This window comes from Serratia sp. BNK-33-b (assembly GCF_048684565.1).
GTDB classification, from domain to species: Bacteria; Pseudomonadota; Gammaproteobacteria; order Enterobacterales; family Enterobacteriaceae; genus Serratia; species Serratia marcescens.
Genome location: NZ_JBLQTZ010000001.1, coordinates 2,946,179 through 2,969,639 on the forward strand (window position 1 = coordinate 2,946,179; position 23,461 = coordinate 2,969,639).

Here is a 23,461-nt window from a genome sequence, read left to right on the forward strand (position 1 = left end):
TAAATAAACAGTAAATCGCTTCGGGGGCAATTATGCGTGTTGAAGTCACTATAGATAAAACCCGGCCGCTGCCGGCGGGCGCCATTGAGGCGCTGACCGGTGAACTGGGCAAGCGGGTCAACCGCCAGTTTCCAGACGCCGTCGTGCACGTACGTTATGCCGGCGCCAATGGGCTCTCCGTGCTGGGGGGCGCCAAAACCGACCGGGATCTGATTGAGGAAATCCTTCAGGAAACCTGGGAAAGCGCAGACGAATGGTTTAGCGCAGAATAACACTGCAATGCTGTTTTTGCCGGGGGTCGCTCTCCGGCTTTTTTGTTTCTGGCGCCCTGCCCATTCATCGCTTACCCTTACTCTGAAACAAAATCTGCCTCAGCGCTGTATTTAACGCAAAGGAGTAAGCATGGCCCCGGACAAGGTGAAATCCGAAGACGCAATGACGTTTGGCGAACTGCTGGCGCTGATTGCCGATCAGAAAAGGCGCTTGAACGTACTGGAAGTGGCTTTCTCTTATCTGGCCTTCAGCCTGGATGACAAAGCCAACCAACGGCTGATCCACAGCCTGAAGCTGGAATCGCACAGCCAGAATCGTGATGCCGAAACGCAAAAGCATTTCGCCCATTTGGCCGAAGAGCTGGAAAAATGTCTGCACGGCGTATCGCCACCTGCCGACGCGGAATAACGCGCTGCGCTTGACTCATCCACTGCTGCACATACAAATTTGTAGAATAATTGTTCAAATAAATATTTATTTTGCAAATTTCGGTGACAACCCCCTCCACCGATGAAAGCGGATGCGTATACTGTAATTGCTCTCATGATGATGAGCCGCATTGATCCTCGTTAGTCACTCACGGTAGTTACTACTCAATAAGGGGTCTTTATGGACAGAAATGATGAAGTAATTCAGACGCACCCGCTTGTCGGTTGGGATATCAGTACTGTCGACGTTTACGACGCCATGATGATACGCCTTCATTACCTGTCTTCACTAGACCAAACGCCCGAAGAAGCCCAAGTAGACCGAACGCTTTGGCTCACTACAGATGTCGCCCGTCAATTAATCAATATCTTAGAGGCCGGCATCGCCAAGATTGAAGCTACGGATTACCAGGATCTTGATCGCAGAAAACATTGATACATCGTCCCCTAACCCCTAAGGCGCCGTGATCGATCCCGGCGCCTTTTCTTCGCCTTTCGCCGTTCAATCAGTGCATTGCGCTCGCCAACCTTTTATCATGGGGCGATAAGAAATCGCTATCAGAGAGGGTGGGCACGTGGAATATGATTTGATTGTGGTGGGCAGCGGTTCAGTCGGCGCGGCGGCAGGGTATTACGCTACCCGGGCCGGCTTGAAAGCGCTGATGATCGACAGCGCCATTCCTCCACACCGCAACGGCAGCCATCACGGCGATACCCGCATCATTCGTCACGCTTACGGCGAAGGTGAAAAGTACGTGCCGCTGGTGCTGCGCGCACAGGCGCTGTGGAATGCGCTGATTCAACAATCCGGTGAAGAACTGTTCCAGTCGTGCGGCGTGCTCAACCTGGGGCCGCAGCACTCCGAATTCATTCGCAATGCTCAGCAGAGCGCGCAAAAGTTTCGCCTTAATGCGCAAACCCTTAGCGCCGAACAGATCGCTCAACGCTGGCCGGAATTCCGCGCGCCGGAAGGTTACGTCGGCGTATTCGAGCCGGACGCCGGCTTCCTGCGATCCGAACTGGCGGTTGCCAGCCTGATCAAACTGGCGAAAGAGGCCGGCTGCAGCCAGCTGTTCAACTGCCCGGTCAGCGCGGTGAACCCCATTGATGGCGGCGTTGAGGTCGTCACCGACGAAGGGCGTTTCACGGCGCGAAAAGCGGTGGTCACCGCAGGCACCTGGGTGAAGGCGCTGTTGCCGCAGCTGCCGATCGCGCCATTGCGCAAGGTATTCTCCTGGCATCAGGCGGACGGCCGCTACAGCGTGAACAATCGCTTCCCGGCCTTTACCGTCGAAGCGCAGGACGGCACGCACTATTACGGTTTCCCGGCGGATAACGATGGCCTGAAAGTGGGCAAACACGACGGCGGCCAGCCGATGGATGCCCCCGAGCAGCGCAAGCCCTTCGGCAGCTACGCCAGCGACGGCACGGAAGTTTTCTCCTTCCTGCGGCAATTTTTGCCGGGTGTAGGCGTATGTTTACACGGCGAAGCCTGCAGTTATGATATGAGCCCTGACGAAGACTTTATTATCGATACGCTGCCGGATTGCGATCGCCTGATGGTCATCAGCGGATTGAGCGGCCACGGCTTCAAGTTCGCCAGCGCTCTGGGCGAGATCGCCGCGCTGTTCGCGCAGGACAAAGCGCCGCCGGTTGACCTCTCCAGCTTTGGTCTGAAGCGATTTAGCTGAGCGGAGGATTTCGCTGTCCACGTTCCCGTCGAGCCCTGGACAGCGAAATCTGGCGGTTACAATTTATTAACCTGCTAACTCTTTTAAATACCAAGTAAAAATTCTGATAACGGAAATTTCTTGCATTCAGCATTTGAATTTCCGAATTGAACACTTGCAGTGTAAGTCCTATTTTACAGAAGATATGCTCCATCGGCTTTCAACAAGGACGTCACCATGAAACTACTTGTCGTGGACGAATGCTGCTTCACCCGGGTCGGTATAGCCAGCTACTTTGCTGATAGTGGGATTACGACGATCAAGTGCTGCCACAGCATTGAGTACGCTACGCCACTGTTGTCCAGCTTTCAGCCGAGCCACATTCTGGTGAACCTCAGCAACCAATGCCGCTATAACGAAGCGGACGCACAGCTGCTGGCATTTATGGAAGCCAGCCAGTCTGCCTTGCTGTTTATCTATCTCGATACGCCTTACCCTTACAGCGAAGCGCCAATGCGCATCGCCGATAATGCCTTTCTGTTCAATAAAAGCATTCTGCCGCTCACCTTACGCACGCTGCGCGAAAATCCGCTGGCGCTGGCCGATGACGGCGAAGAGCGTTCCCTGTTCAGCCCGCAGGAACTGACGGTAATGAAATATTGGATGGCGGAGATGCCCAACTACCGCATCGCGAAAAAGCTGCAGATCAGCTCGCATACGGTGTACGTGCACAAGCGTCACATCACGGAGAAGATCAACGCGCGCAACCGGCTGGAGTTCTACTCGCTGTATAACGTGCTGCGCTATTTCTACCCGCCGAGCACGCCAACAAATTCGACGCCGCTGGCGCTGCTGGCGGTATAACATCAAGCCTGCGATAACGCAGGCTTTTTTATCGCCGCTCTTCCAGCGCACACGCGCGGCGCGCTGTAAAAGACGTCGAGAAAAGGACTATAATCAAGGGTCCTTCTCTTCAGGCGGCTGAAATGTTAAACCGAATACTGGCGGCTATCGTCAACAATGTGCGTGAGCACCTGGTGCTTTACCTTTGTCTGTGGCTGGTGCTGCTGGCGTTGGATGTCTATTTCTTCTTCGTCATGTAATCCATGCCGCCGTTATTTCCCCGATTGAGCTTCAGCCGCTTCGGCGATCCCGCCCAGGTGCTGGAATTGCAGCAGATGAGCAGACCGCTGCTGCGCCCCGGACAGCAGTTATTGCAGATGCGCTATGCCCCGATCAACCCTTCCGATCTGATCCCGATCCACGGCCAATACGCGCACCGCATCGCCCTGCCGCAGGTGCCGGGATATGAAGGCGTGGGCGTCATCGTCAATCCGCAGAATGGGCATTCAACGGACCGACGCGCGCTGGCGGTAGCGGGTGACGGCAGTTGGCAAACCTTCGTCACGCTGCCTGAGGCTCGGGTGGTCTGGGTGCCGGATGACATTGACGACGCCTGCGCAGCGCAAATCTATATCAACCCGCTCACCTGCTGGGTGCTGTTGACGCAATGGCTGCCGCTCAACGCCGGCGACGTACTGCTGATCAACGGCGGCGGCTCCGCTGTCAGCCTGCTGCTGGCGCAGCTGACGGCGCTGCGCGGCATTCGTCTGGCGGTCGTGGTGCGCAACGCCGCTCATCGCCAGGCGTTACTGGCCGCCGGCGCCTGGCGCGTTATCGAAGCACCTCAGCTGGTGGAAATGACGAATTTTGGCGCCCGTGCGGCCATCGACTGCATCGGTGGAGAAGACGGATTGCAGCTGGCGCAGGCGGTCCGCACCGGCGGCGATTTTGTGGCGCTGGGCCTGCTGAGCGGCCGCCAGGTAGACTGGCGGCGCGTGGTGGACGAGTTAAAGCTGCGCGCTTCGCTGTTCCACCTGCGCAAATGGAACGCACAGGCGGCGCCGGCGCAGTGGCAGATGGCGTTTTATCAGCTATTCCAGCTGCTGCGGCGCGGCCAGCTGGCTTTGCGCCCACCCGCCGCGATTTATCCTTTGCATCAGTACGCAGCGGCGCTGCAGCACGCCACGCAGCCCGGTGTGAACGGCAAGATCTTCCTCACTCCGGCGCCGCCGGAGGCTGACGCGGCGGGCGGCCGTCCCCCAGGATAACCGCCAGCCGATAGCCGCCCTCGGTAGTCTCCAGCGCGATGCGCGCCACGATCGTCAGCGGCACCGACAGCAACATGCCCACCGGGCCGAGCAGCCAGCCCCAAAAGATCAGCGACAGGAACACCACCAGCGTCGACAGCCCCAGCCCGCGCCCCATCACCCGTGGTTCGAGGATATTACCGATCACCATGTTGACAGCGATAAAGCCGCCCGCCACCACCAGCGCATCGCCCAGCCCGTTGAACAACAGCGCCTGAATCAGCGGCGGAATGGCGGCCAATACCGAGCCAATGTTGGGAATGTAGTTGAGCAGAAACGCCAGCAGCCCCCAGATAAAAGCGAAGCGTACGCCGACCGCCGCCAGGAAGATCCAGACGATCACCCCGGTGGCCAGGCTGATGATGGTTTTAATCACCAGATAGCGCGTCACGCCGTCCAACGCCCGCCGCATCGCGGCGAGCCCCTCGTTCGGCTTATCCAGCGCCTGCTGCAGCTTATACGGCAGCAGCTGCACTTCAAACAGCATAAACACCACGGTCATCAGCAGCAGGAAGACGTTGGTCATGGCGCCAGAAAGGTGCCCCAGCATGCGGGTGACCAAATTCATCGCCGCGCTCGGATCGACATACTGCAGCATCGCTTCGCTGGAGAGGCTGATATTGAAGCGATCGGCGTAATGCTGCAGCTCGCGCAACTTCTCGATCATCATGCCGCGGTACTGCGGCAGCGAGCGGGCGAACTCATTGAGCGAAGCGCCCAACATGCCGATAAACAGCATCACGACCACGATCACCGCCGTCACCAGCAGCGTCACCCCGACGATACGCGGCACCCGCTTGCGTTCCAGCATCGCCACCAGCGGGTTCAACACCATGGCGAGAAATACCGCCAGCAAAAACGGCACCACGATGTCAGCGGCGGCTTTCACCCCGGCCAAAATGATCACCAACATCGCCAGCAGGACGGCCAGACGCAGGCTGCTGTCGGTCACGCGGGTTCGGCCCATGACGTTTCCTTGTTATTTCACTGGGTTAACCGGCCACCAAGAGCCGACTCTTGGCGCTAATGGTAGCAAAATCCACCGTCACGCCGCAGAGGATTTCGCCTAACCGTTCGAAAAAATTAATCTTTCCGCCCTGCTCTTTGCCGCAAGAAATAGGCATAACCTTTGCCAACAAATAATTCCACCGAGCAACTCATGGACGATTTACGTAAAATGACAAAAGCTGACATTAATAGATAATAAGCCTAATTTTCAACAACTAGCATAACCGCCCCGTGAGGGAAATAATATCATCTTCAACGATTTATCTGATGAAGCCCGAACATCTCAAACAAATTCACTGACTAATATTTCTAAGAAGTAACATAGTTAAATTTATTATTGATTTTATGTTTCCTAAAGTTTAATTATTGCAGCCAGCCAATCGGTAATCGAAGGAAACAGGATGCTCTGGAAAAATACCGCCGATCGTTTCGGCCATGTGTCAGTGTTGATCCACTGGCTGGTGGCGCTGACGGTGTACGGCATGTTCGCACTTGGCCTGTGGATGGTCACGCTGGGCTATTACGACGTCTGGTACCATCAGGCGCCGGAGATCCACAAAAGCATCGGCACGCTGCTGTTCATCGTGATGGTGATCCGCGTGGTCTGGCGCTTTGTCTCGCCGCCGCCCAAACCTCTGGCCAGCTATGGCCGCCTCACTCGCGTCAGCGCTATTCTCGCGCATCTGGCGCTGTATGCCGTGCTGTTCGGCATTCTGATCAGCGGCTATCTGATCTCCACCGCCGACGGCCAACCGATCAGCGTATTCGGCTGGTTCGACGTGCCCGCCACCGTCACCGGCATGGCGGAACAGGCCGACACCGCCGGCGCCATACACCTTTACCTGGCCTGGGCCGTGGTAGTGCTTTCGGTACTGCACGGGCTGGCCGCGCTTAAACATCACTTTATCGATCGTGATGTCACTTTGAAACGGATGCTGGGTAGCAGCGCCGATTAACCTTTGGATTTATGGAGATTGCTATGTTGAAAAAGACCGTATTGGGCCTGACCGCAGGCGCCCTGCTGCTGAGCGCCGGTTCCGCACTGGCGGCGGACTACAAGATCGACAAACAGGGCCAGCACGCCTTTATCGAGTTCCGCATCCAGCACCTGGGCTACAGCTGGCTGTACGGCAGCTTTAAAGACTTCGACGGCGGCTTCACCTTCGACGAGAAAGATCCGTCCAAGGACAAGGTTAACGTGACCATCAATACCGCCAGCGTCGACACCAACCACGCCGAGCGCGACAAGCACCTGCGCAGCGCCGAGTTCCTCAACGTGGAGAAGAACAAACAGGCCAAGTTTGAATCCACCGAAGTGAAGAAAAGCGGCGACGGTTATGCGGTGGTCGGCAACCTGACGCTGAACGGCGTGACCAAGCCCGTCACGCTGGACGCCAAACTGATTGGCCAGGGCAACGATCCGTGGGGCGGCTACCGCGCCGGCTTTGAAGCCAACGGCAAGATCAAGCTGAAAGATTTCGGCATTACCACCGACCTGGGCCCGGCGTCGCAAGACGTTGAGCTGATCATCTCCGTAGAAGGCGTGCGCGAGAAATAAAAAAAAGCCCGGCTTGGCGGCCGGGCTTCTCATTTCCTCAGGCTCAGCGGGCCGGGCCTTCTTCTTCCGGTGCCGGAATGTGCATCGTGGTCTGCAGCAAGCCTTTCGACTTATTGAAGATCTTGACGCCATTTTCGCGGCCTGCACGGCGCGCGCGCTGCTCTTCGCGCGGCAGCTTCAGCTCTTCGCGGCAAATCTCGCTACAGCATCCTTCAAACTTGGCGGCGCAGCTCGGGCACTGAATGAACAGCAGATGGCAGCCGTCGTTCTTGCAGTTGGTATGGGTATCGCACGGCGCGCCGCACTGGTGGCAGTTGGCGATCACATCGTCAGAGATGCGCTCGCCCATGCGCTCATCGAACACGAAGTTTTTGCCGATAAACTTCAGCGGCAACCCCTGTTCTTTCGCTTTGCGGGTGTACTCGATAATCCCGCCTTCCACGTGATAGATGTTTTTAAAGCCGTTGTGCAGCATATAGGCGCTGGCTTTTTCACAGCGAATGCCGCCGGTGCAGTACATGACGATATTCTTGTCTTTGCTATCCTGCAGCATCTCCACCGCCATCGGCAGCTGATCGCGGAAGGTATCCGACGGCACCTCGATGGCATTTTCGAAGTGGCCGACTTCGTACTCATAGTGGTTGCGCATATCGACAAATACCGTATTCGGATCGTCGATCATCTGATTGACGCGCTCGGCCTGCAGATACTCGCCGACGTTGCTCGGATCGAAGCTCTCGTCATCGATGCCGTCGGCCACGATGCGCTCACGCACCTTGAGGCGCAGCACCCAGAAGGATTTGCCGTCGTCTTCCAGCGCGATATTCAGGCGGACCTGATCCAACGCCGGGTGCGAGGCGAACAGCGCGGCTTTGAACGCGTCGAAGTGATGCTGCGGCACGCTGATCTGCGCGTTGATGCCCTCTTTCGCCACGTAGATGCGGCCGAACACCTTCAGTTTTTCGAACTGAATGTACAGGCTGTCGCGAAACGCCTTGGGATCGTCGATGGAGAAGTATTTGTAAAAAGAAACTGTGGTGCGCGGCTCGGTTTCCGCCAGCATGCGCGCCTTCAGTTCCTCATTAGAAATTCGGTTATGTAACACTGGCATGGTGTACTTTCCTGTCTTTCGGGAGGTGACTGATTACCGCGCGCAGCCAGCAGGCCCGCGCGCGGCGCACATCATACCCGAAAAACCGCCGCCGCGCAGCCCTGGCGCAAGCGCCCCGTTCAGCGTCCGCCGCCTTCGGTAAACGCGGAAGCCACCATACCGAGCGCCATCATCACGCCGGCAAGCGCCAATATCGCGTTCATCTGCAAATGTGCGCCGACGCTGCCGACCGCCGCGCCCAACACCAGCAGCCCCGCACTGATCCATGGTGCCAACATATTTACCCTCTGAATAATTACCGACAATAATATCGCCATTATCTTTGGCAGGAAAGATTGTGGAAAAATTCGGCATTCGATGCATATTTAACGCTCAAAAAGGGATTTTAATGCGTTGTGTTTTCCCGGATCGCCAGAAAAATGCCACAATAGTCGCAAACAAACGGCAGAAACGAACCTTGCCGCCGAGTTCACCCGGCTGCCAGACCGTGCGATGACGCTGTCATTACACTTAAACAACCGTATTCAAACAGAGAACCCATGACTCAAGTTCCTACTTTCAATCGCTCCTTATTGCACCCGCGCTACTGGCTGACCTGGGTCGGCATCGGCTTGCTGTATCTGCTGGTGTTGCTGCCTTACCCCGTCATCTACTGGCTCGGCACCTCGATTGGGCGATTTTCCATGCGCTTTCTCAAGCGGCGCGTCGCTATCGCCCAGCGCAACCTCGAGCTCTGTTTTCCCGACATGCCGCAGGCCGAACGCGATGCGCTGGTGGTAAAGAATTTCGAATCGGTCGGCATGGGGCTGTTTGAAACCGGCATGGCGTGGTTCTGGCCCAACTGGCGCATCGAGCGCTGGTTCAAGGTCAGCGGCCTGGAGCATATCCAAAAAGCGCGCGACAACCAGCAGGGCGTGCTGCTGATTGGCCTGCACTTTTTGACGCTGGAGCTGGGCGCGCGCATCTTCGGCATTCACAACCCGGGCATCGGCGTTTACCGCCCGCACGACAACAGGCTGATGGACTGGCTGCAAACCTGGGGGCGCATGCGTTCCAACAAGTCGATGCTGGATCGCAAGGACGTCAAAGGCATGATCCGCGCCCTGAAACAGGGCGATATCATCTGGTATGCGCCGGATCACGACTACGGCCCGCGCAGCAGCGTTTTCGTGCCGCTGTTCGCAGTGGACAAAGCCGCCACCACCACCGGCAGCTATGTGCTGGTACGAATGGGTAAACCGGCGATCATTCCGTTCACCCCGCGCCGCCTGCCGGACGGCAAAGGGTATGAACTGATCATGCAGCCGGCGGTGGAAAACTTCCCGCTGGATAATGAACTCGACGCCGCCGCCTTCATGAACAAAGTGGTGGAAAAAGAGATCCTGATGGCGCCGGATCAATACATGTGGCTGCATCGCCGCTTCAAGACCCGCCCGGAAGGCGAGCCTTCGCTTTACTGATAAAACCAACCCGCCGCCGGCGGGTTTTTTATTGCGTGCCTCTTGAGAATCGCCGGCGAGGGTGGGATGGTAATGCCTTTGCCGCCACCCCCTGGAGCCGCTATGTACATTGTCAGCCTGACCTACCATCGCCCGATCGCCGACGTCGACAGCCACCTTGACGGGCACATCGCCTGGCTTAAGAAATATTTTCAGGACGGCACCTTCGTCGCTTCCGGCCGCAAGAATCCCCGCACCGGCGGCGTGATCCTGGCCAAAGGCATTGAGCGTGCGCAACTGGACGCCATCCTGGCTGAAGATCCGTTCAACGCCGTGGCCCACTACGAGGTCACCGACTTTAGCGCCACCACCACCGCTGCCGGTTTCGAGGCGCTGGCCGGCTTATAAAACGCTGTAAATTCCGCGCGCCAAGCGCGGAATAAGGTTTAAACGTCATTTTTAAAACTTTATTTCATTTTTCGCCCAATCTTTGTCCCCTCATTTGCCGTCGCCGCGCTTGCGGCGCATACTTACCAGGCTAACTTTTCACGTTTTGCCCCTTCATCTTTGCCACCGGCAAAACGCGTCACCTTTCGGCAATGGACATTTATGGCTTCGGCAGCAGAACCCGTTAACTGGAAACGCAACCTTTTCGTCGCCTGGCTGGGATGCTTTCTCACCGGCGCCGCCTTCAGCCTGGTGATGCCGTTTCTGCCGCTGTACGTAGAGACGCTGGGCGTAACCGGCCATCAGGCGCTCAACATGTGGTCCGGTCTGCTGTTCAGCATCACCTTCCTGTTTTCCGCTATCGCCGCGCCGTTCTGGGGCGCCCTGGCCGACCGACGCGGCCGCAAACTGATGTTGCTGCGTTCGGCGCTCGGTATGGCGATCGTCATGGCGCTGATGGGCATGGCGCAAACGGTCTGGCAGTTTCTCGCGCTGCGTGCGGTGCTGGGGCTGCTCGGCGGGTTCATTCCCAACGCCAACGCGCTGATCGCCACCCAGGTGCCGCGCAACCGCAGCGGCTGGGCGCTCGGCACCCTGTCTACCGGCGGCGTCGGCGGCGCGCTGGTCGGCCCGCTGATCGGGGGGCTGCTGGCCGATTTATACGGCCTGCGCCCGGTGTTTTATATCACCGCCGCGGTGCTGTTCGTCTGCTTCGTGCTGACGTTGCTGTATGTCAAAGAACAATTCACCCCGGTGCAAAAGCGCGACATGTTGCATGCAAAACAGGTGTTCGCTTCGCTGAAAAACCCGAAGCTGGTGCTCAGCCTGTTCGTCACCACCATGATCATTCAGATCGCCACCGGCTCGATCGCGCCGATCCTGACGCTGTATGTGCGCGATCTGGCCGGCGCCACCCATAACCTGGCGTTTATCAGCGGGCTGATTGCCTCGGTGCCCGGCGTCGCGGCGTTGATGAGCGCCCCACGGTTGGGCAAGCTGGGCGATCGCATCGGCCCGGAGCGCATTCTGGTGTTTATGCTGATCGTCTCGGTGCTGCTGCTGATCCCGATGGCGTTCGTGCAAACGCCGTGGCAGCTCGGGGTGCTGCGTTTTCTGCTGGGGGCGGCCGACGGCGCACTACTGCCGGCGGTACAGACGCTGTTGATTTACAACTGCACCAATCAGGTAGCCGGCCGAATCTTCAGCTACAACCAATCGTTCCGCGACGTCGGCAACGTCAGCGGTCCGCTGCTCGGCGCCGCAGTCTCCGCCGGCTACGGTTTTCGCGCGGTCTTCGCCGTCACCGCTTTAGTGGTGCTGTTCAACGCCGGTTATTCCTGGTGGTGTCTGCGGCGGCGGCCGGGCTATTTGCGGGAAGACACGCTGCAGGAAGAGCAATAGCTGCATTTATCGCCAGTTGCCTCCGTTGGCCAGATCAATGGCGCATTTCCCCCACTTTTAATAATGCCTCCTTCGGGCTGGCGTATTTTCGCCCCATCCAGAACATTCTTATTCCAACGCTTTGTTTATCAACAATTAATTAACTTTCAGCGCATAAAACCCGCTGTCAATCATATTCCTGTCATAACCAACAGAAAAACCAGAAAAGGAGATGCTTGTCGACTTTTCGTCTAAAAAATGGGATACAGGTACTAGACAAAACCAACGACCAGTTATCAAATGGTTAAATAATATCACGCCAGATGTGAAACATCGGCCAAGTGAAGAAAAGGTCAGCACGCTTTCCACGGTTTATCAGCGTTGCAGCCGCGGTGTTTGTCGGGTAATCCGCATTGGGCGGATCGCCTTCATTAAATACACATACATACCACAGTACGGGCTGCAGCCTTGCAGCGCCTTTTATTGGGAAATCGTTATGCAATCCTCTGTCAATAAGTCAGAAAGCCGGACCTTCTTCGGCCATCCCTATCCGCTGGGTTCTCTGTTCTTCACCGAAATGTGGGAGCGTTTCTCGTTCTACGGCATCCGTCCGCTGCTGATCCTGTTTATGGCCGCCACCGTGTACGATGGCGGTCTGGGTCTCGCGCGCGAGAACGCGTCGGCGATCGTCGGCATCTTCGCCGGCAGCATGTACCTGGCGGCACTGCCGGGCGGCTGGCTGGCGGACAACTGGCTCGGCCAACGCAAGGCCGTCTGGTACGGTTCGATCCTGATCGCGCTCGGCCACCTGTCGATCGCCCTGTCCGCGGTGATGGGCACCAATCTGTTCTTCATCGGCCTGATGTTCATCGTGCTCGGTTCCGGCTTGTTCAAAACCTGTATCTCGGTGATGGTCGGTACGCTGTACAAAAAAGGCGATGCGCGTCGTGACGGCGGTTTCTCGCTGTTCTACATGGGCATCAACATCGGCTCGTTCATTGCCCCGCTGATCTCCGGCTGGTTGATCAAGTCACACGGCTGGCACTGGGGCTTCGGCATCGGCGGTATCGGGATGCTGGTGGCGCTGGTGATCTTCCGGGTATTCGCCGTACCGGCGATGAAACGTTATGACCACGAAGTGGGCCTGGACTCCACCTGGAACAGCCCGGTCGCGAAGAAAGAAGGCGTCGGCGTCTGGTTGCTGGCGCTGGCGGCCATCCTGGTGGCGGTCATCGTGCTGATCGCTCAGGGCACCATCGTCATCAATCCGGTCGAGGTGGCCAGCGTGCTGGTATACGTCATCGCCGCGTCGGTCACCCTGTACTTCATCTATCTGTTCGCCTTTGCCGGCCTGAGCCGCAAAGAGCGTGCGCGCCTGCTGGTGTGCTTCATCCTGCTGATCTCCGCTGCGTTCTTCTGGTCGGCGTTTGAACAGAAACCGACCTCGTTCAACCTGTTCGCCAACGATTACACCAATCGCATGATCGGCGACTTCGAGATCCCGGCGGTGTGGTTCCAGTCGATCAACGCCCTGTTCATCATCCTGCTGGCGCCAGTGTTCAGCTGGGCCTGGCCTGCGCTGGCACGCAATAACGTGCGTCCGAGCAGCATCACCAAGTTCGTGATCGGTATCCTGTGCGCCGCCGGCGGTTTCGGCCTGATGATGTTGGCCGCGCAGAATGTGCTGAGCAACGGCGGCGCCGGCGTATCGCCGATGTGGCTGGTGGGCAGTATCCTGATGCTGACGCTGGGTGAGCTGTGCCTGAGCCCGATCGGGCTGGCCACCATGACGCTGCTGGCGCCGGAGAGAATGCGCGGTCAGATGATGGGACTGTGGTTCTGCGCCAGCGCGTTGGGCAACCTGGCGGCCGGTCTGATCGGCGGCCACGTCAAGGCCGACCAACTGGATATGCTGCCGAATCTGTTCGCCCGCTGCTCAGTCGCGTTGCTGATCTGCGCCGCCGTGCTTATCGTGCTGATCGTGCCGATTCGCCGCATGCTGGAAAATACCCAGTCCAAGAGCGCGCAAAAACCGGCGACCAACGTCTGACGGATAACCCGTTTTTCTCTCGCAAACCGGCGCTCGATGCGCCGGTTTTTTTATGCTTGCCAGGCCTGATGTTGCAAGACCACCCGGTAGCCGTCAGGATCTTCAAAGGTTTGCCCCGCGCGATCCCAATAGGGATTATAGGCGGCGACCGCCAAGAACCCAGCCGCCCGCATCCGCTCACACGCGGCCCGCCATTCGTTCTCATCCGGCAGATAAAATACCAGCAGATGATCCTGCGTCGGCGCCTGCCCGACCCGCACCCCGCGGTGCTGCGTGAACTCCAGATGGTAGGCATGCTGCGGATGCCCGATCATTATGCCGTCGAACCCCTGATGATCGACAAACTCGCCCAGCTTTTCGAAACCCAGCCCGCGGCAATACAACGCGGCAATTTCCTGCAACCGATCGGTCGGGCGCGCGATGCGCAACACCGCTTTGGCTATCGACATGTACGCCTCCGCCTCATGATAATGTCATACAGCGCCATGCCCGCCAGCATCGCCAGCAGGAACGGCCATACCCGGCCTATCGCCACCCCGGCCAACACCCAGGCCGGGCCGGGGCAAATGCCTGCGATACCCCAGCCGATGCCGAACAGCGCGCTGCCGGCCAGCAAACGGCGATCCACACACCCGGCGGCCGGGATCTGCAGCGGCTCGCCCAACAGGCTCCGCTCGCGTCGCCGCGCCCACAGGAAGGCCGGCGCTGCCACCGCGATCGCCCCTGCCATCACCAACGCCAGCGAGGGATCCCACATGCCGGTAACGTCGAGAAACGCCAACACCTTGGCCGGATTGGCCATGCCGGCGATAATTAACCCCAGACCGAAAATCACGCCGCTCAGCAGCGCCAACAGCGTTTTAAGCATTTTCAACCTCCCAACGTGTGGCGCATCAGCCACACGGTCATAAAGCCCAGCAGCATAAACACCGCCGTGGCGGCCAGTGAACGCGGCGCCAACCGCGCGACGCCGCACACGCCGTGCCCGCTGGTGCAACCGCTGCCCAATCGAGTGCCCAAGCCCACCAACAGCCCTGCGGCCGCCAGCCAGCCGTTGCCAACCGAGATCTCACCGGGCGGCAACGCCGCAGCGGCAGCATACAGCCAGGGAGAGAGCAGCAACCCGCCAATAAATGCGGCGCGCCAGCCCCGCTCCCGGCCGCCCGCGCTCAATAAACCGCCGGTAATGCCGCTGATACCGGCGATCCGGCCATTGAACAGCAGCAGCAGCGCTACCGCGCCGCCGATAATGGCCCCGCCCGCCAACGCGGAATACGGCGTGAAGTGCTGCCAGTCAATGGTCATCGCGGTTCTCCGGCTGTGGGCAATACAGTTGATACAGGGTCGTGAGCAGCGCCAGCGCTTTGGCATCGGCCACCGCATAGTAAATCTGCTTGCCGGCTCGCCGGGTGGAGACCAACCCCTCCTCGCGCAGCACGCCAAGCTGTTGGGACAGCGTCGGCTGGCGGATATCCAGCGCCTGCGCCAGCTCGCTCACCGCCATCTCGCCCTGACTGAGCCTGCACAGTAACAGCAGCCGATCTTCGTTGCCCAAGGTACGCAGCATCGCACCGGCCTGCGCCGCCGCCTTGCGCATCGCATCAATATCCATTGCCCCTCCATCAGTTTATAAAATTATATAATATAATTTTATAAACCATTTTGCCGTGCCGCGCCACAGACTGGTGTGAAACAACGCCGCATGGCATGCTGTCTTCCCCCTTTTGCCGCGCGGAGCCTGCTTACGATGCTGTTGTTTCACGACGTTCTGCCGCCCGATCGGCCTGTACGGCCATTAGCCAGAGATTATCGCCACGGCGACAGCGAGCCGGACCACTACCATAACTGCGCGCAGCTGATTCACAGCCTGAGCGGCGTGGTGCAGGTCACGACCCGGCTCGGCAGTTGGGTGGTGCCGCCCGGCCGCGGCGTCTGGGTGCCGGCGAAAGTGGTGCACAGCCTGCGTATCACCGGCCAGGTGGCCGCCAGGACGTTGTTCGTCGATCCGTTGGCGCGCGCCGATCTGCCGGCCCAATGCCAGGTAGTGCAGGTTTCCCCGCTGCTGCGCGAGTTGATTATCTGTGCGATGGAAATTGCGCCCGGCTATCCAAGCGGCGGGCGCGATGAGCGCGTGATGGAACTGATTCTGGATGAGTTGCGAATGCTGCCGATTCTGCCGCTGCACCTGCCGGAACCTCGCGAAGCCTCGCTGCTCGCCCTGTGCCGCCATATCCAGGCCACGCTGGCGCAACCTTGGACGCTGGAACAGGCTGCCGCTCATCTCAGCGTCAGCGGACGCACTCTGTCGCGGCGCTTCCAGCGAGAAACCGGGCTGCATTTTAGCGATTGGGTGCGACGCGCCCGTTTGCTGGCGGCATTAAACGCGCTGGCGACCGGCCGCTCGGTGTTGGAAGTGGCGCTGGATCTCGGCTATGACAGCCCCAGCGCGTTCAGCGCCATGTTCCGCCGGCTGCTGGGAGTAGCGCCCAGCGACTATTTCAGCCGGACTGCACCGACGTTGGCGCCAGATAGCGCCCGGCGACGTTGAACAGCGCCTGCAGCGAGGCGCTGGCGGAGTCGGCGTCGATGCCAACGCCGTAAGTCGCCTCACCTTGCGGCAGCGTACAGCGAATATAGGCCACCGCTCGGCTATCGCTCTGATGTCCCAACGTATGCTCGTGATAATCCTCGATCGCCAGCGACAAGCCGAAGCGCTGACGCAGCGCATCCACCGCGCTGGAAAGCAGACCGTTGCCGGCCCCCTGCAGGCGCAGTGGCTCTCCCTCGCAGGCAACTCGCGCGTTGAAGCTGTAGGCCTCTACCCCATGGCTTTCCGTTTGGTAGCTTAACAGCTGCAAACGCGGCTGCTCCACCAGCCCGTAAGTATCGCGGAATAAACGCCACAGCTGCGCGCCGCTCATTTCTTTGCCGCTGCCGTCGGTCGCGCGCTGCACCACTTGGCTGAAATCAATCTGCAAACCGCGCGGCAACGCCAACCCATGATTCTGTTCCAACAACCAGGCGGCGCCGCTTTTGCCGGACTGGCTGTTGACCCGGATCACCGCTTCATAGCTGCAACCGACATCGGCGGGATCGAGCGGCAGGTATGGCACCTGCCAGCGGCCATCTTGCCGCTGCCGTTGCGCGGCGAAACCTTTCTTGATCGCATCCTGATGCGAACCGGAAAAGGCGGTAAACACCAACTCGCCGGCATAAGGATGGCGAGGATGCACCGGCAGCTGATTGCACTGCTCCACCACCTCCACCACCTGCTTCAGGCGGCTGAAGTCCAGACCCGGCGCCACGCCCTGGGTATAGAGATTCAACGCCAGCGTGACCAGATCGACGTTGCCGGTGCGCTCTCCGTTGCCGAACAGGCAGCCTTCGACCCGATCGGCGCCGGCCAGCAAGGCCAGCTCCGCACAGGCCACGCCGGTGCCGCGATCGTTATGCGGATGCACGCTGATCGCCACATCGGCGCGACGGCTGAAGTGCCGGCAAAACCATTCGATCTGATCGGCATACACGTTGGGCGTGCTCACTTCCACCGTCGCCGGCAGGTTGATGATCATCGGCCGCTGCGGCCCCGGCTGCCAAACCTCCGCCACCGCTTCGCAGATCTCCAGCGCGAACTCTAACTCAGTAAAACAGAAGGTTTCCGGCGAATACTCGAAGCACCAGGCGGTATCGGGCTGTGCCTCGCACTGCCGGCGGATGCGCCGCGCGCCGTTCACCGCCAGCGCCACGGTGGCGGCCTTATCCTGGCGGAACACGATATCGCGAAACATCGGCGCCGTGGCGTTATACAGATGCACGATAGCCCGCGGCGCCCCCTGCAGCGCCTCGAAGGTGCGATCGATCAGATCGTCGCGCGACTGCGTCAGCACCTGGATCGTGACGTCGTCCGGGATCAGCCGCTCGTCGATCAGCGCGCGTACAAAGTCGAAATCCGTTTGCGACGCCGAAGGGAAAGCCACCTCGATCTCCTTGAAACCGCACTGCAACAACAATTGATAGAATTCGCGCTTGCGCGCGTTATCCATCGGCTCCGCCAGCGCCTGGTTGCCGTCGCGCAGATCGCTGGAGCACCAGCGCGGCGCCTGCCTCAGCGTACGCGCAGGCCATTGGCGGTCCGGCAACGCCACCGGCGGGAACGGTCGGTATTTGCTTGAAGGGTCGATTAACATGGGCTTCTCCTGACGCCAGAGTGAACGATGCGTCATTATTTCCCGCCATCGCCTCCTCTTCTCCCGCTTTGCGGACAACCATCGTCGCAAAGCGGACAACAAAAAAATTTGCATCCTGCGCCAGTGAGACAACAATTAGTTTTGACGTTTCCCCCACCGCACCGGCAGTGCGCCGGACGCTTTACTCTCATTGTCAACGGAGGCGAACATGAGCCTGTATGCAACCCTGGAAGAAGCCATCGAGGCCGCACGCGAAGAGTTTATCGACACCGCCGAAGGCGGCAGCGGTGACGAGCCGCCGGTGCCCCAGCAGTTCAATCTGCAAAAGTACGTGATGCAGGATGGGGACACGATGTGGCAGGCGGAGTTCTTCGAAGAAGAAGGAGAGGCGGTGGAATGCCTGACGCTGCGCAGCGGTGCGGCGGCACAGGCGATCTTCGACGGTGACTACGACGAGGTGGAAATTACCGCCGAGTGGATAGATGAAAACACCCTGTACGAATGGGAAGAAGGCGACTTTCAGCTCGAACCGCCGCTGGATACCGAAGAAGGCCAGGCCGCAGCCGATGAGTGGGATGAACGTTAACCCGCGCCGCGCTTTCATCGCCAAGGAGGCCGCATGATTATTCGCCGGGCCCGCCCTACCGACTACCCCGCCATTTTGCAGCTACAGGGGGAAAACGTGCCGGAAGCGCTCGACGAGAGCCAAAAACGGCAGGGATTTATCGTATCGCGCATGAATGAGGCGCAGCTGGCGACGATCAACCGCGGCATCGGCATATGGGTGGCCGAACAGGAGAACCAACTGGCGGGGTTTGTTTGCCTGATGCCCGCCGACGCGCAACCGCGGCCGCCGGTGGTGGATGCGATGCTGGCGACGCTCGCCACGCAATCCTTCGCCGGACGGCCGCTGAGTGAGCAGCGGGTGTTTCTCTACGGCCCCGTTTGCCTCGCCGCCGCCTGGCGCGGCAAAGGCGTGCTGAAGCGCCTCTACGCCGCGGTCAAAGCGCACACCCGCGATGATTACGACGTGGGCGCGTTGTTTATCGACGACGACAATCCGCATTCGTTGGCCGCTCACGTGCAAGGGCTGGGGATGACGGCGCTGGCGCCTTTCCATTGCGGGCAGAAAGGCTATCAGATGGTGGTGTTCGCCACCCGCTGAACGAAATTACTCGTAGGGGCCATGCTGCGCATCAAACGGCAGCATAAAGGTGTCCACCACCATCGACAGCGGCACGTCTATCACCGTGACATAGCGCCAGGGCGTATCGCGCAGATCCCACTGCACGCCGGGATAATACTGGTGACCATGCCCGGCGCCGGGCACGGTACGGCTGATAATGCTGCCGCAGCCGGTGAGTGCCATCACACCGGCCGCCACGCAGGCCAGCCGAAGGTAGGAAGAGAGCTTCACGACATTGACTCTGAGCAAGGGGTTGTTTCGCGAGTGAACAACGCATCGGCCGCAGTCTATCACAGTTCCCGTTCTCCACCGGCGTCGGCGCACGTAAGCAAAAGGTAAAAAAAACGGGGAATGCGCCATGCGCATTCCCCGTCTGAGCGTTGCCGTTAAGCGATTAACGCCGGCCCGTAGGGTGTGCCAGCGGGTTGTGCGGCAACTGCTGATAGTGCTCACGCCAGGCGGCGCCTTCCGGCAACAGCCAGACGCGCTGATGCAAACGAGCCAGCGTGACCGGATCGCTCAGCAGCTCCAGACGTTTGCCCTTCACCAGCTTCTCAGGTCCCAACTGCAGCGCTTCGTTCACCCGCTCCTCACGGTTGCGATCGAGCGTCGCGCGCAGATGGTGACGCGCCGTCGCCAACGCCGTCGCCAGCGCGTTGAAGGATGGGTTGACCACCGCATGCATAAAGCCGTTGGTCAGCGCGCGGTTACGATTGAGATGCAGATATTCTTCCGTCGCCAACAGCTCACGCGGCGGATTGTACTCTTCCGGGATCAGGAACAGCTTGGCGCGTTTGCTTTTCATGCCCAGCGTTGCGCGGCTCGACAGCACCGACACGAACGGCGACAGGATCAGCGAAAACACGATCGGCGCCAACCACCACAGGAAGCGCAGATCCAGCCACGCCATGCCGCCGGCCCACACCAGGCCCAGCAACATCTGCGAGCCATGGCGGCGGAACGCTTCGCCCCACGGCGTATCGTCATCGTCACGCTGCGGCGAATTCCACACCACTTCCCAACCGAGGAAGGCGCTCACCACGAATACGGTATGGAACAGCATGCGCACCGGCGCCAGCAGCACCGAGAACAGCATTTCCATCAGCATCGAAATGAACAGACGGAACGCCCCGCCGTACTCTTTCGCGCCCTTGGCCCAGATCAGCACAATACTGAGCAACTTCGGCAGGAACAGCAGCACCAGCGTGGTGGAGAACAGCGCTATCGCCAGTTCGGGCCGCCACTGCGGCCAGACCGGGAACAGCTGCCGTGGCTGCAGGAAGTATTGCGGCTCCATCAGCGTATGCACCACCTGCAATGCGGTGGAGAGCGCCAGGAACATAAACCACAGCGGCGCCGACAGGTAGGACATGACACCGGTCAGGAACACCGCGCGGTGCACCGGGTGCATGCCTTTCACCAGGAACAGGCGGAAGTTCATCAGGTTGCCGTGACACCAGCGACGGTCGCGCTTCAGCTCGTCCAGCAGGTTTGGCGGCAGCTCTTCATAACTGCCCGGCAGATCGTAAGCGATCCACACGCCCCAGCCGGCGCGGCGCATCAGCGCCGCTTCAACGAAGTCGTGCGACAGGATAGACCCGGCGAAAGAGCCCTCGCCCGGCAGCGGCGCCAGCGCACAGTGCTCGATAAACGGCTTCACGCGGATGATAGCGTTGTGCCCCCAGTAGTGCGACTCGCCCAGCTGCCAGAAATGCAGGCCGGCGGTGAACAACGGCCCGTAAACGCGGGTGGCGAACTGCTGCACGCGCGCATACAGGGTATCCATACCGGACGCCTTCGGCGCCGACTGGATGATGCCGGCGTTCGGGTTGGCTTCCATCAGACGCACCAGCCCGGTGAGGCATTCGCCGCTCATCACGCTGTCGGCATCCAGGATCACCATGTAGCTGTACTCACCGCCCCAGCGACGGCAGAAGTCGTCGATGTTGCCGCTCTTGCGTTTTACGCGGCGACGGCGGCGGCGATAGAAAATGCGGCCGTGGCCATCGACATCGCGGCACAGCTCCATCCACGCCTTTTGCTCGGCCACGCAGATGTCCGGATCGTAGCTGTCGCTCAGCACGTAGATATCGAAGTGTTCCAGCTGTCCGGTCGCGGCGACGGACTCATAGGTCGCACGCAGGCCGGCGAACACGCGTTCGACGTCTTCGTTACAGATCGGCATGATCAGCGCAGTGCGGTGCGCCGGGTTGATCGGCTCATCGCCCTTGATGGTGGAGGAAATGCTGTATTTGTCCTTGCCGATCAGCAGCTGCAGGAAGCCCATCAGCGCGGTCCAAAAACCGGCCGAGACCCAGCAGAACAGCACGGCGAACAGGATCAGAATGCCGGTTTGCAGCACATACGGCAGCAGCTGCAGCACCGACTGCATCAGATCCTGATCCAGCATGGCGATAGGATCGATCAGCGCCCAGCCCTGATAAGGCAAGATGGTTTTCATATACCAGGTAGCGATGCCGGTTTGCACCAGCATCAGCACCAGCAGCACATAGCGGCGCATGGAGCCGACGGTACGCCAGCGGTTTTCAGCCTCGGCCTCCTCTTTGGTGGCGTGCCGATTGTGCGGCGAACGCCCCAGCAGAGAATCCCAGAAGCGCGCCACCGGGTTGGTGCGCCAGGCTTCCGGGAACATGGTGGTCCGTTTGATCGGCGGCGTCGCCTTCAGAATGGCGCGCCCTTCGGCGTCGGTGTCGAAGTCGTCATCGCTGACCGCATCCGGCCAGGCGTTTTCGATACGCGGTTTGACCGAGGCCAGCGCCACGTCATCCGCCGACAGGCTATTGACGTTGGCGTCAGCGGCGCCCATCTGCCGATGGAGCGCCTCCAGTGCCTGAGCGTCATCCGCCGTTTGAGGGTTGAGCGCCTCCGACCGCTCGGCGGTCAGAGGCAGCGCCGCAAGATAATCCTGGGCGGGTTGAGTAGGCTTATTCATTGGCAGGTAGCTGATAGCTCCAGGTTTCCGACAGAGTCTTATCGCCATTGACCAGTGCCGCACGCATTTCTACCGGCTTCTTGTCGTCTTTCACTTTCAGACGCACCGTCAGGCGCCAGCCTTTGGTCACTGGGTTATAGCGGACGTTGTTTTCTACCATCTCACCGTTGTCGCCGATGCTGATCTGAGAGGCGACCGGAGTATTGGCATCCAGCCCTTTCAGCACCGGGCCAACGAAGTCGACCAGGAAGGCCACGCTGCCGTCTGGCTCGCGAATCAGGTTGGACTGCTTCACGTCGCCGGTCGAGCGCATGGTACGAGCCACATAGGCGATATCTTGCGAATGCAGTTTGTCTTCATCGCGGGTGAAGTTCAAACGGTAGCTCAGCGTCAGCGGCTTTTTGGCCTCCGGCAAGGTATCCGGCGTCCAGAACGCGACGATGTTGTCGTTGGTTTCATCCGCCGTCGGGATCTCCACCAGCTCGACCTTGCCTTTGCCCCAGTCGCCCTTCGGTTCGATCCAGGCGCTCGGACGCAGATCGTAACGATCGTCCAGATCTTCATATTCTTTGAAGTTGCGGCCGCGCTGCAGCAGACCGAAGCCTTTCGGATTCTCGACGGTATAGGTGCTGACGGACAGGTGTTTAGGATTGTTCAGCGGACGCCAGATCCACTCGCCGTTGCCGGCATGGATAGACAGACCGTTGGAATCGTGCAAAGCCGGGCGGTAGTTCAGCGTCGGCGACGGCTGGTTCGGCCCGAACAGGTACATGCTGGTCAACGGCGCCAGGCCCAGTTTGCCCACCTTGTCGCGCAGGAACACTTTGGACTCGACGTCCACGGTGGTGTCGCGGCCCGGGATCACCGTAAAACGGTAAGCGCCGGTGGCGCGCGGGGAATCCAGCAGCGCATAGATCACCAGGTGCTTGTCGCCCTGCTTCGGACGCTCAACCCAGAATTCGCGGAAACGCGGGAACTCTTCGCCGGACGGCAAAGCGGTATCGATAGCCAGGCCGCGAGCGGAAAGCCCGTAAACCTGCCCTTTACCCACCACGCGGAAATAGCTCGCGCCCAGCAGGCTCATGATCTCATCGTTTTTGTCGGCGCTGTTGATCGGGTAGAGCACCTTGAAGCCGGCAAAACCGAGATTTTTCACCGATTCAGGGTCGTGTTTGACCGAACCGAAGTTGAAGTAATCCGGGCTGTACTTGATCTGTTTTACGCTGGTGGAGGTGACTTCGTTGATTTTCACCGGCGTGTCGAAGTACATCCCCTGATGATAAAACTCAAGCTTGAAAGGGGTTTTCAGCTTGCTCCAATAGGCTTTATCGTGATTGAACTGAATCTGCTGATAGTCTGCGAACTTCATCTCGCGGAACTGAGAAGGAAGGTTGCTCTTCGGGGCTTCGAAACCTTTCGCCGCCAGATCCTGCGCCTGCTTGGCGACATCATCAATAGAAAAGGCCCAAGCCGGCGAACTGAACAGCGTGAACAATACGGTCGCACCTAACCAACGAACGCTCGCGGCGCGTGGTTGTCCGGATAATATATTAACTAGCACATCCCCCCCTATTCGTGTGCTCAAATCATTTAAATCCATATTAATGGATTACTCAGCTTT

27 protein-coding genes are annotated in these 23,461 nt (G+C 59.3%); 16 read left to right on the forward strand and 11 right to left on the reverse strand.

The genetic code is table 11. The features are described from left to right. Window positions 1-32: 32 nt before the first annotated feature. The 7 genes from dinI to ACMGGK_RS14185 all read left to right on the forward strand — a co-directional run bounded on the left by dinI (window position 33) and on the right by ACMGGK_RS14185 (window position 4,482). On the forward strand, window positions 33-272 hold the full coding sequence (dinI, locus tag ACMGGK_RS14155; protein ID WP_015377444.1) for a DNA damage-inducible protein I: 240 nt from the start codon (window positions 33-35) through the stop codon (window positions 270-272). A gap of 130 nt (window positions 273-402) precedes the next feature. Then, window positions 403-681 carry a hypothetical protein gene (locus ACMGGK_RS14160; RefSeq protein WP_164039886.1) on the forward strand — a complete coding sequence of 93 codons (279 nt, stop codon included), beginning with the start codon at window positions 403-405 and terminating at the stop codon, window positions 679-681. A 201-nt stretch (window positions 682-882) separates the two neighbouring features. Then, window positions 883-1,137, forward strand: coding sequence for a biofilm formation regulator BssS (gene bssS, locus ACMGGK_RS14165; RefSeq protein ID WP_004927812.1), 255 nt, complete (start codon window positions 883-885; stop codon window positions 1,135-1,137). Between the two features lie 139 nt (window positions 1,138-1,276). Next, entirely contained in the window at window positions 1,277-2,392 is a 1,116-nt protein-coding gene (gene solA, locus ACMGGK_RS14170; RefSeq protein ID WP_028128020.1) for an N-methyl-L-tryptophan oxidase, read from the forward strand. Window positions 2,393-2,608: 216 nt separating this feature from the next. Beyond that, window positions 2,609-3,235, forward strand: a complete 627-nt coding sequence (locus tag ACMGGK_RS14175) for a LuxR C-terminal-related transcriptional regulator (RefSeq protein ID WP_028128019.1) — start codon at window positions 2,609-2,611, stop codon at window positions 3,233-3,235. Window positions 3,236-3,357: 122 nt separating this feature from the next. Then, window positions 3,358-3,474 carry a DUF2770 family protein gene (locus ACMGGK_RS14180; protein WP_004927822.1) on the forward strand — a complete coding sequence of 39 codons (117 nt, stop codon included), beginning with the start codon at window positions 3,358-3,360 and terminating at the stop codon, window positions 3,472-3,474. A 3-nt stretch (window positions 3,475-3,477) separates the two neighbouring features. Next, window positions 3,478-4,482 carry a zinc-dependent alcohol dehydrogenase family protein gene (locus ACMGGK_RS14185; RefSeq protein WP_143778873.1) on the forward strand — a complete coding sequence of 335 codons (1,005 nt, stop codon included), beginning with the start codon at window positions 3,478-3,480 and terminating at the stop codon, window positions 4,480-4,482. Here the strand turns inward: ACMGGK_RS14185 and ACMGGK_RS14190 are convergent. Continuing rightward, window positions 4,430-5,488 (reverse strand): AI-2E family transporter, encoded by a 1,059-nt coding sequence (locus tag ACMGGK_RS14190; protein ID WP_089191506.1) that lies wholly within the window; start codon window positions 5,486-5,488, stop codon window positions 4,430-4,432. The genes ACMGGK_RS14185 and ACMGGK_RS14190 overlap by 53 nt on opposite strands. A 442-nt stretch (window positions 5,489-5,930) precedes the next feature. On the opposite strand from ACMGGK_RS14190, the gene ACMGGK_RS14195 reads away from it, so the two are divergent. Next, complete coding sequence (locus tag ACMGGK_RS14195; RefSeq protein WP_016928207.1) at window positions 5,931-6,485, forward strand: cytochrome b; 555 nt, start codon at window positions 5,931-5,933, stop codon at window positions 6,483-6,485. A 23-nt stretch (window positions 6,486-6,508) separates the two neighbouring features. After that, window positions 6,509-7,087 carry a YceI family protein gene (locus tag ACMGGK_RS14200; RefSeq protein WP_016928208.1) on the forward strand — a complete coding sequence of 193 codons (579 nt, stop codon included), beginning with the start codon at window positions 6,509-6,511 and terminating at the stop codon, window positions 7,085-7,087. Between the two features lie 43 nt (window positions 7,088-7,130). On the opposite strand, the gene ACMGGK_RS14205 is transcribed toward ACMGGK_RS14200, so the two are convergent. Both ACMGGK_RS14205 and ACMGGK_RS14210 read right to left on the reverse strand, forming a co-directional pair. Continuing rightward, window positions 7,131-8,198, reverse strand: coding sequence for a rhodanese-related sulfurtransferase (locus tag ACMGGK_RS14205; protein ID WP_016928209.1), 1,068 nt, complete (start codon window positions 8,196-8,198; stop codon window positions 7,131-7,133). A gap of 119 nt (window positions 8,199-8,317) precedes the next feature. Beyond that, on the reverse strand, window positions 8,318-8,476 hold the full coding sequence (locus ACMGGK_RS14210) for a hypothetical protein (protein ID WP_016928210.1): 159 nt from the start codon (window positions 8,474-8,476) through the stop codon (window positions 8,318-8,320). Window positions 8,477-8,737: 261 nt separating this feature from the next. Here ACMGGK_RS14210 and ACMGGK_RS14215 point away from each other — a divergent pair, with 261 nt between their 5' ends. The 4 genes from ACMGGK_RS14215 to ACMGGK_RS14230 all read left to right on the forward strand — a co-directional run bounded on the left by ACMGGK_RS14215 (window position 8,738) and on the right by ACMGGK_RS14230 (window position 13,514). Beyond that, window positions 8,738-9,658: a Kdo(2)-lipid IV(A) acyltransferase gene (locus ACMGGK_RS14215; protein WP_193842702.1), complete on the forward strand. Its 921-nt coding sequence runs from the start codon at window positions 8,738-8,740 to the stop codon at window positions 9,656-9,658. A 102-nt stretch (window positions 9,659-9,760) separates the two neighbouring features. Next, window positions 9,761-10,045: a YciI family protein gene (locus ACMGGK_RS14220; RefSeq protein WP_016928212.1), complete on the forward strand. Its 285-nt coding sequence runs from the start codon at window positions 9,761-9,763 to the stop codon at window positions 10,043-10,045. A gap of 201 nt (window positions 10,046-10,246) precedes the next feature. Further along, window positions 10,247-11,485, forward strand: a complete 1,239-nt coding sequence (gene mdtG / locus ACMGGK_RS14225; protein WP_049300566.1) for a multidrug efflux MFS transporter MdtG — start codon at window positions 10,247-10,249, stop codon at window positions 11,483-11,485. A gap of 475 nt (window positions 11,486-11,960) precedes the next feature. Next, window positions 11,961-13,514: a peptide MFS transporter gene (locus tag ACMGGK_RS14230; RefSeq protein ID WP_097102367.1), complete on the forward strand. Its 1,554-nt coding sequence runs from the start codon at window positions 11,961-11,963 to the stop codon at window positions 13,512-13,514. 50 nt (window positions 13,515-13,564) lie between these two features. Here ACMGGK_RS14230 and ACMGGK_RS14235 read toward each other — a convergent pair whose 3' ends face one another. Genes ACMGGK_RS14235 through ACMGGK_RS14250 form a run of 4 tightly spaced genes read right to left on the reverse strand, consistent with a single transcriptional unit; the run spans window position 13,565 to window position 15,126 of the window. Further along, on the reverse strand, window positions 13,565-13,963 hold the full coding sequence (locus ACMGGK_RS14235; protein ID WP_420276981.1) for a VOC family protein: 399 nt from the start codon (window positions 13,961-13,963) through the stop codon (window positions 13,565-13,567). Next, window positions 13,954-14,382, reverse strand: a complete 429-nt coding sequence (locus ACMGGK_RS14240) for a DUF6691 family protein (protein ID WP_420276982.1) — start codon at window positions 14,380-14,382, stop codon at window positions 13,954-13,956. The genes ACMGGK_RS14235 and ACMGGK_RS14240 overlap by 10 nt, the downstream gene beginning before the upstream one ends. A gap of 2 nt (window positions 14,383-14,384) precedes the next feature. Further along, on the reverse strand, window positions 14,385-14,819 hold the full coding sequence (locus ACMGGK_RS14245) for a YeeE/YedE family protein (RefSeq protein WP_033640757.1): 435 nt from the start codon (window positions 14,817-14,819) through the stop codon (window positions 14,385-14,387). After that, the gene (locus ACMGGK_RS14250) at window positions 14,809-15,126 is read right to left on the reverse strand and encodes an ArsR/SmtB family transcription factor (protein WP_016928218.1); all 318 of its coding nucleotides are present in this window, start codon (window positions 15,124-15,126) and stop codon (window positions 14,809-14,811) included. Before ACMGGK_RS14250 ends, ACMGGK_RS14245 begins: the two co-directional genes overlap by 11 nt. A 135-nt stretch (window positions 15,127-15,261) precedes the next feature. Between ACMGGK_RS14250 and ACMGGK_RS14255 the strand changes: the two genes are divergently transcribed. Beyond that, window positions 15,262-16,062, forward strand: a complete 801-nt coding sequence (locus ACMGGK_RS14255) for an AraC family transcriptional regulator (RefSeq protein WP_016928219.1) — start codon at window positions 15,262-15,264, stop codon at window positions 16,060-16,062. Here ACMGGK_RS14255 and leuA read toward each other — a convergent pair. Next, entirely contained in the window at window positions 16,013-17,701 is a 1,689-nt protein-coding gene (leuA, locus tag ACMGGK_RS14260) for a 2-isopropylmalate synthase (protein WP_016928220.1), read from the reverse strand. The genes ACMGGK_RS14255 and leuA overlap by 50 nt on opposite strands. A 208-nt stretch (window positions 17,702-17,909) precedes the next feature. On the opposite strand from leuA, the gene ACMGGK_RS14265 reads away from it, so the two are divergent. Continuing rightward, window positions 17,910-18,287: a MysB family protein gene (locus ACMGGK_RS14265; RefSeq protein ID WP_004927872.1), complete on the forward strand. Its 378-nt coding sequence runs from the start codon at window positions 17,910-17,912 to the stop codon at window positions 18,285-18,287. Window positions 18,288-18,320: 33 nt separating this feature from the next. Continuing rightward, window positions 18,321-18,866, forward strand: a complete 546-nt coding sequence (locus tag ACMGGK_RS14270) for a GNAT family N-acetyltransferase (protein WP_206195342.1) — start codon at window positions 18,321-18,323, stop codon at window positions 18,864-18,866. A 6-nt stretch (window positions 18,867-18,872) separates the two neighbouring features. Here the strand turns inward: ACMGGK_RS14270 and ACMGGK_RS14275 are convergent, their stop codons facing one another. The 3 genes from ACMGGK_RS14275 to mdoG form a co-directional block, all read right to left on the reverse strand. After that, window positions 18,873-19,118 carry a YceK/YidQ family lipoprotein gene (locus ACMGGK_RS14275; protein ID WP_015377417.1) on the reverse strand — a complete coding sequence of 82 codons (246 nt, stop codon included), beginning with the start codon at window positions 19,116-19,118 and terminating at the stop codon, window positions 18,873-18,875. Window positions 19,119-19,281: 163 nt separating this feature from the next. Beyond that, entirely contained in the window at window positions 19,282-21,840 is a 2,559-nt protein-coding gene (mdoH, locus tag ACMGGK_RS14280) for a glucans biosynthesis glucosyltransferase MdoH (RefSeq protein WP_016928223.1), read from the reverse strand. After that, window positions 21,833-23,401 (reverse strand): glucans biosynthesis protein MdoG, encoded by a 1,569-nt coding sequence (gene mdoG, locus ACMGGK_RS14285; RefSeq protein ID WP_025302384.1) that lies wholly within the window; start codon window positions 23,399-23,401, stop codon window positions 21,833-21,835. Before mdoG ends, mdoH begins: the two co-directional genes overlap by 8 nt. Window positions 23,402-23,461: the final 60 nt, after the last annotated feature.

What these genes read in the sequence shown, in the direction of transcription:
- dinI (WP_015377444.1), top strand. Translation starts at nt 33, where the DNA reads ATGCGTGTTGAAGTCACTATAGATAAAACCCGGCCGCTGCCGGCGGGC.
- ACMGGK_RS14160 (WP_164039886.1), top strand. Translation starts at nt 403, where the DNA reads ATGGCCCCGGACAAGGTGAAATCCGAAGACGCAATGACGTTTGGCGAA.
- bssS (WP_004927812.1), top strand. Translation starts at nt 883, where the DNA reads ATGGACAGAAATGATGAAGTAATTCAGACGCACCCGCTTGTCGGTTGG.
- ACMGGK_RS14175 (WP_028128019.1), top strand. Translation starts at nt 2,609, where the DNA reads ATGAAACTACTTGTCGTGGACGAATGCTGCTTCACCCGGGTCGGTATA.
- ACMGGK_RS14180 (WP_004927822.1), top strand. Translation starts at nt 3,358, where the DNA reads ATGTTAAACCGAATACTGGCGGCTATCGTCAACAATGTGCGTGAGCAC.
- ACMGGK_RS14185 (WP_143778873.1), top strand. Translation starts at nt 3,478, where the DNA reads ATGCCGCCGTTATTTCCCCGATTGAGCTTCAGCCGCTTCGGCGATCCC.
- ACMGGK_RS14190 (WP_089191506.1), bottom strand. Translation starts at nt 5,488, where the DNA reads ATGGGCCGAACCCGCGTGACCGACAGCAGCCTGCGTCTGGCCGTCCTG.
- ACMGGK_RS14195 (WP_016928207.1), top strand. Translation starts at nt 5,931, where the DNA reads ATGCTCTGGAAAAATACCGCCGATCGTTTCGGCCATGTGTCAGTGTTG.
- ACMGGK_RS14200 (WP_016928208.1), top strand. Translation starts at nt 6,509, where the DNA reads ATGTTGAAAAAGACCGTATTGGGCCTGACCGCAGGCGCCCTGCTGCTG.
- ACMGGK_RS14205 (WP_016928209.1), bottom strand. Translation starts at nt 8,198, where the DNA reads ATGCCAGTGTTACATAACCGAATTTCTAATGAGGAACTGAAGGCGCGC.
- ACMGGK_RS14210 (WP_016928210.1), bottom strand. Translation starts at nt 8,476, where the DNA reads ATGTTGGCACCATGGATCAGTGCGGGGCTGCTGGTGTTGGGCGCGGCG.
- ACMGGK_RS14215 (WP_193842702.1), top strand. Translation starts at nt 8,738, where the DNA reads ATGACTCAAGTTCCTACTTTCAATCGCTCCTTATTGCACCCGCGCTAC.
- ACMGGK_RS14220 (WP_016928212.1), top strand. Translation starts at nt 9,761, where the DNA reads ATGTACATTGTCAGCCTGACCTACCATCGCCCGATCGCCGACGTCGAC.
- mdtG (WP_049300566.1), top strand. Translation starts at nt 10,247, where the DNA reads ATGGCTTCGGCAGCAGAACCCGTTAACTGGAAACGCAACCTTTTCGTC.
- ACMGGK_RS14230 (WP_097102367.1), top strand. Translation starts at nt 11,961, where the DNA reads ATGCAATCCTCTGTCAATAAGTCAGAAAGCCGGACCTTCTTCGGCCAT.
- ACMGGK_RS14235 (WP_420276981.1), bottom strand. Translation starts at nt 13,963, where the DNA reads ATGTCGATAGCCAAAGCGGTGTTGCGCATCGCGCGCCCGACCGATCGG.
- ACMGGK_RS14240 (WP_420276982.1), bottom strand. Translation starts at nt 14,382, where the DNA reads ATGCTTAAAACGCTGTTGGCGCTGCTGAGCGGCGTGATTTTCGGTCTG.
- ACMGGK_RS14245 (WP_033640757.1), bottom strand. Translation starts at nt 14,819, where the DNA reads ATGACCATTGACTGGCAGCACTTCACGCCGTATTCCGCGTTGGCGGGC.
- ACMGGK_RS14250 (WP_016928218.1), bottom strand. Translation starts at nt 15,126, where the DNA reads ATGGATATTGATGCGATGCGCAAGGCGGCGGCGCAGGCCGGTGCGATG.
- ACMGGK_RS14255 (WP_016928219.1), top strand. Translation starts at nt 15,262, where the DNA reads ATGCTGTTGTTTCACGACGTTCTGCCGCCCGATCGGCCTGTACGGCCA.
- leuA (WP_016928220.1), bottom strand. Translation starts at nt 17,701, where the DNA reads ATGTTAATCGACCCTTCAAGCAAATACCGACCGTTCCCGCCGGTGGCG.
- ACMGGK_RS14265 (WP_004927872.1), top strand. Translation starts at nt 17,910, where the DNA reads ATGAGCCTGTATGCAACCCTGGAAGAAGCCATCGAGGCCGCACGCGAA.
- ACMGGK_RS14270 (WP_206195342.1), top strand. Translation starts at nt 18,321, where the DNA reads ATGATTATTCGCCGGGCCCGCCCTACCGACTACCCCGCCATTTTGCAG.
- mdoH (WP_016928223.1), bottom strand. Translation starts at nt 21,840, where the DNA reads ATGAATAAGCCTACTCAACCCGCCCAGGATTATCTTGCGGCGCTGCCT.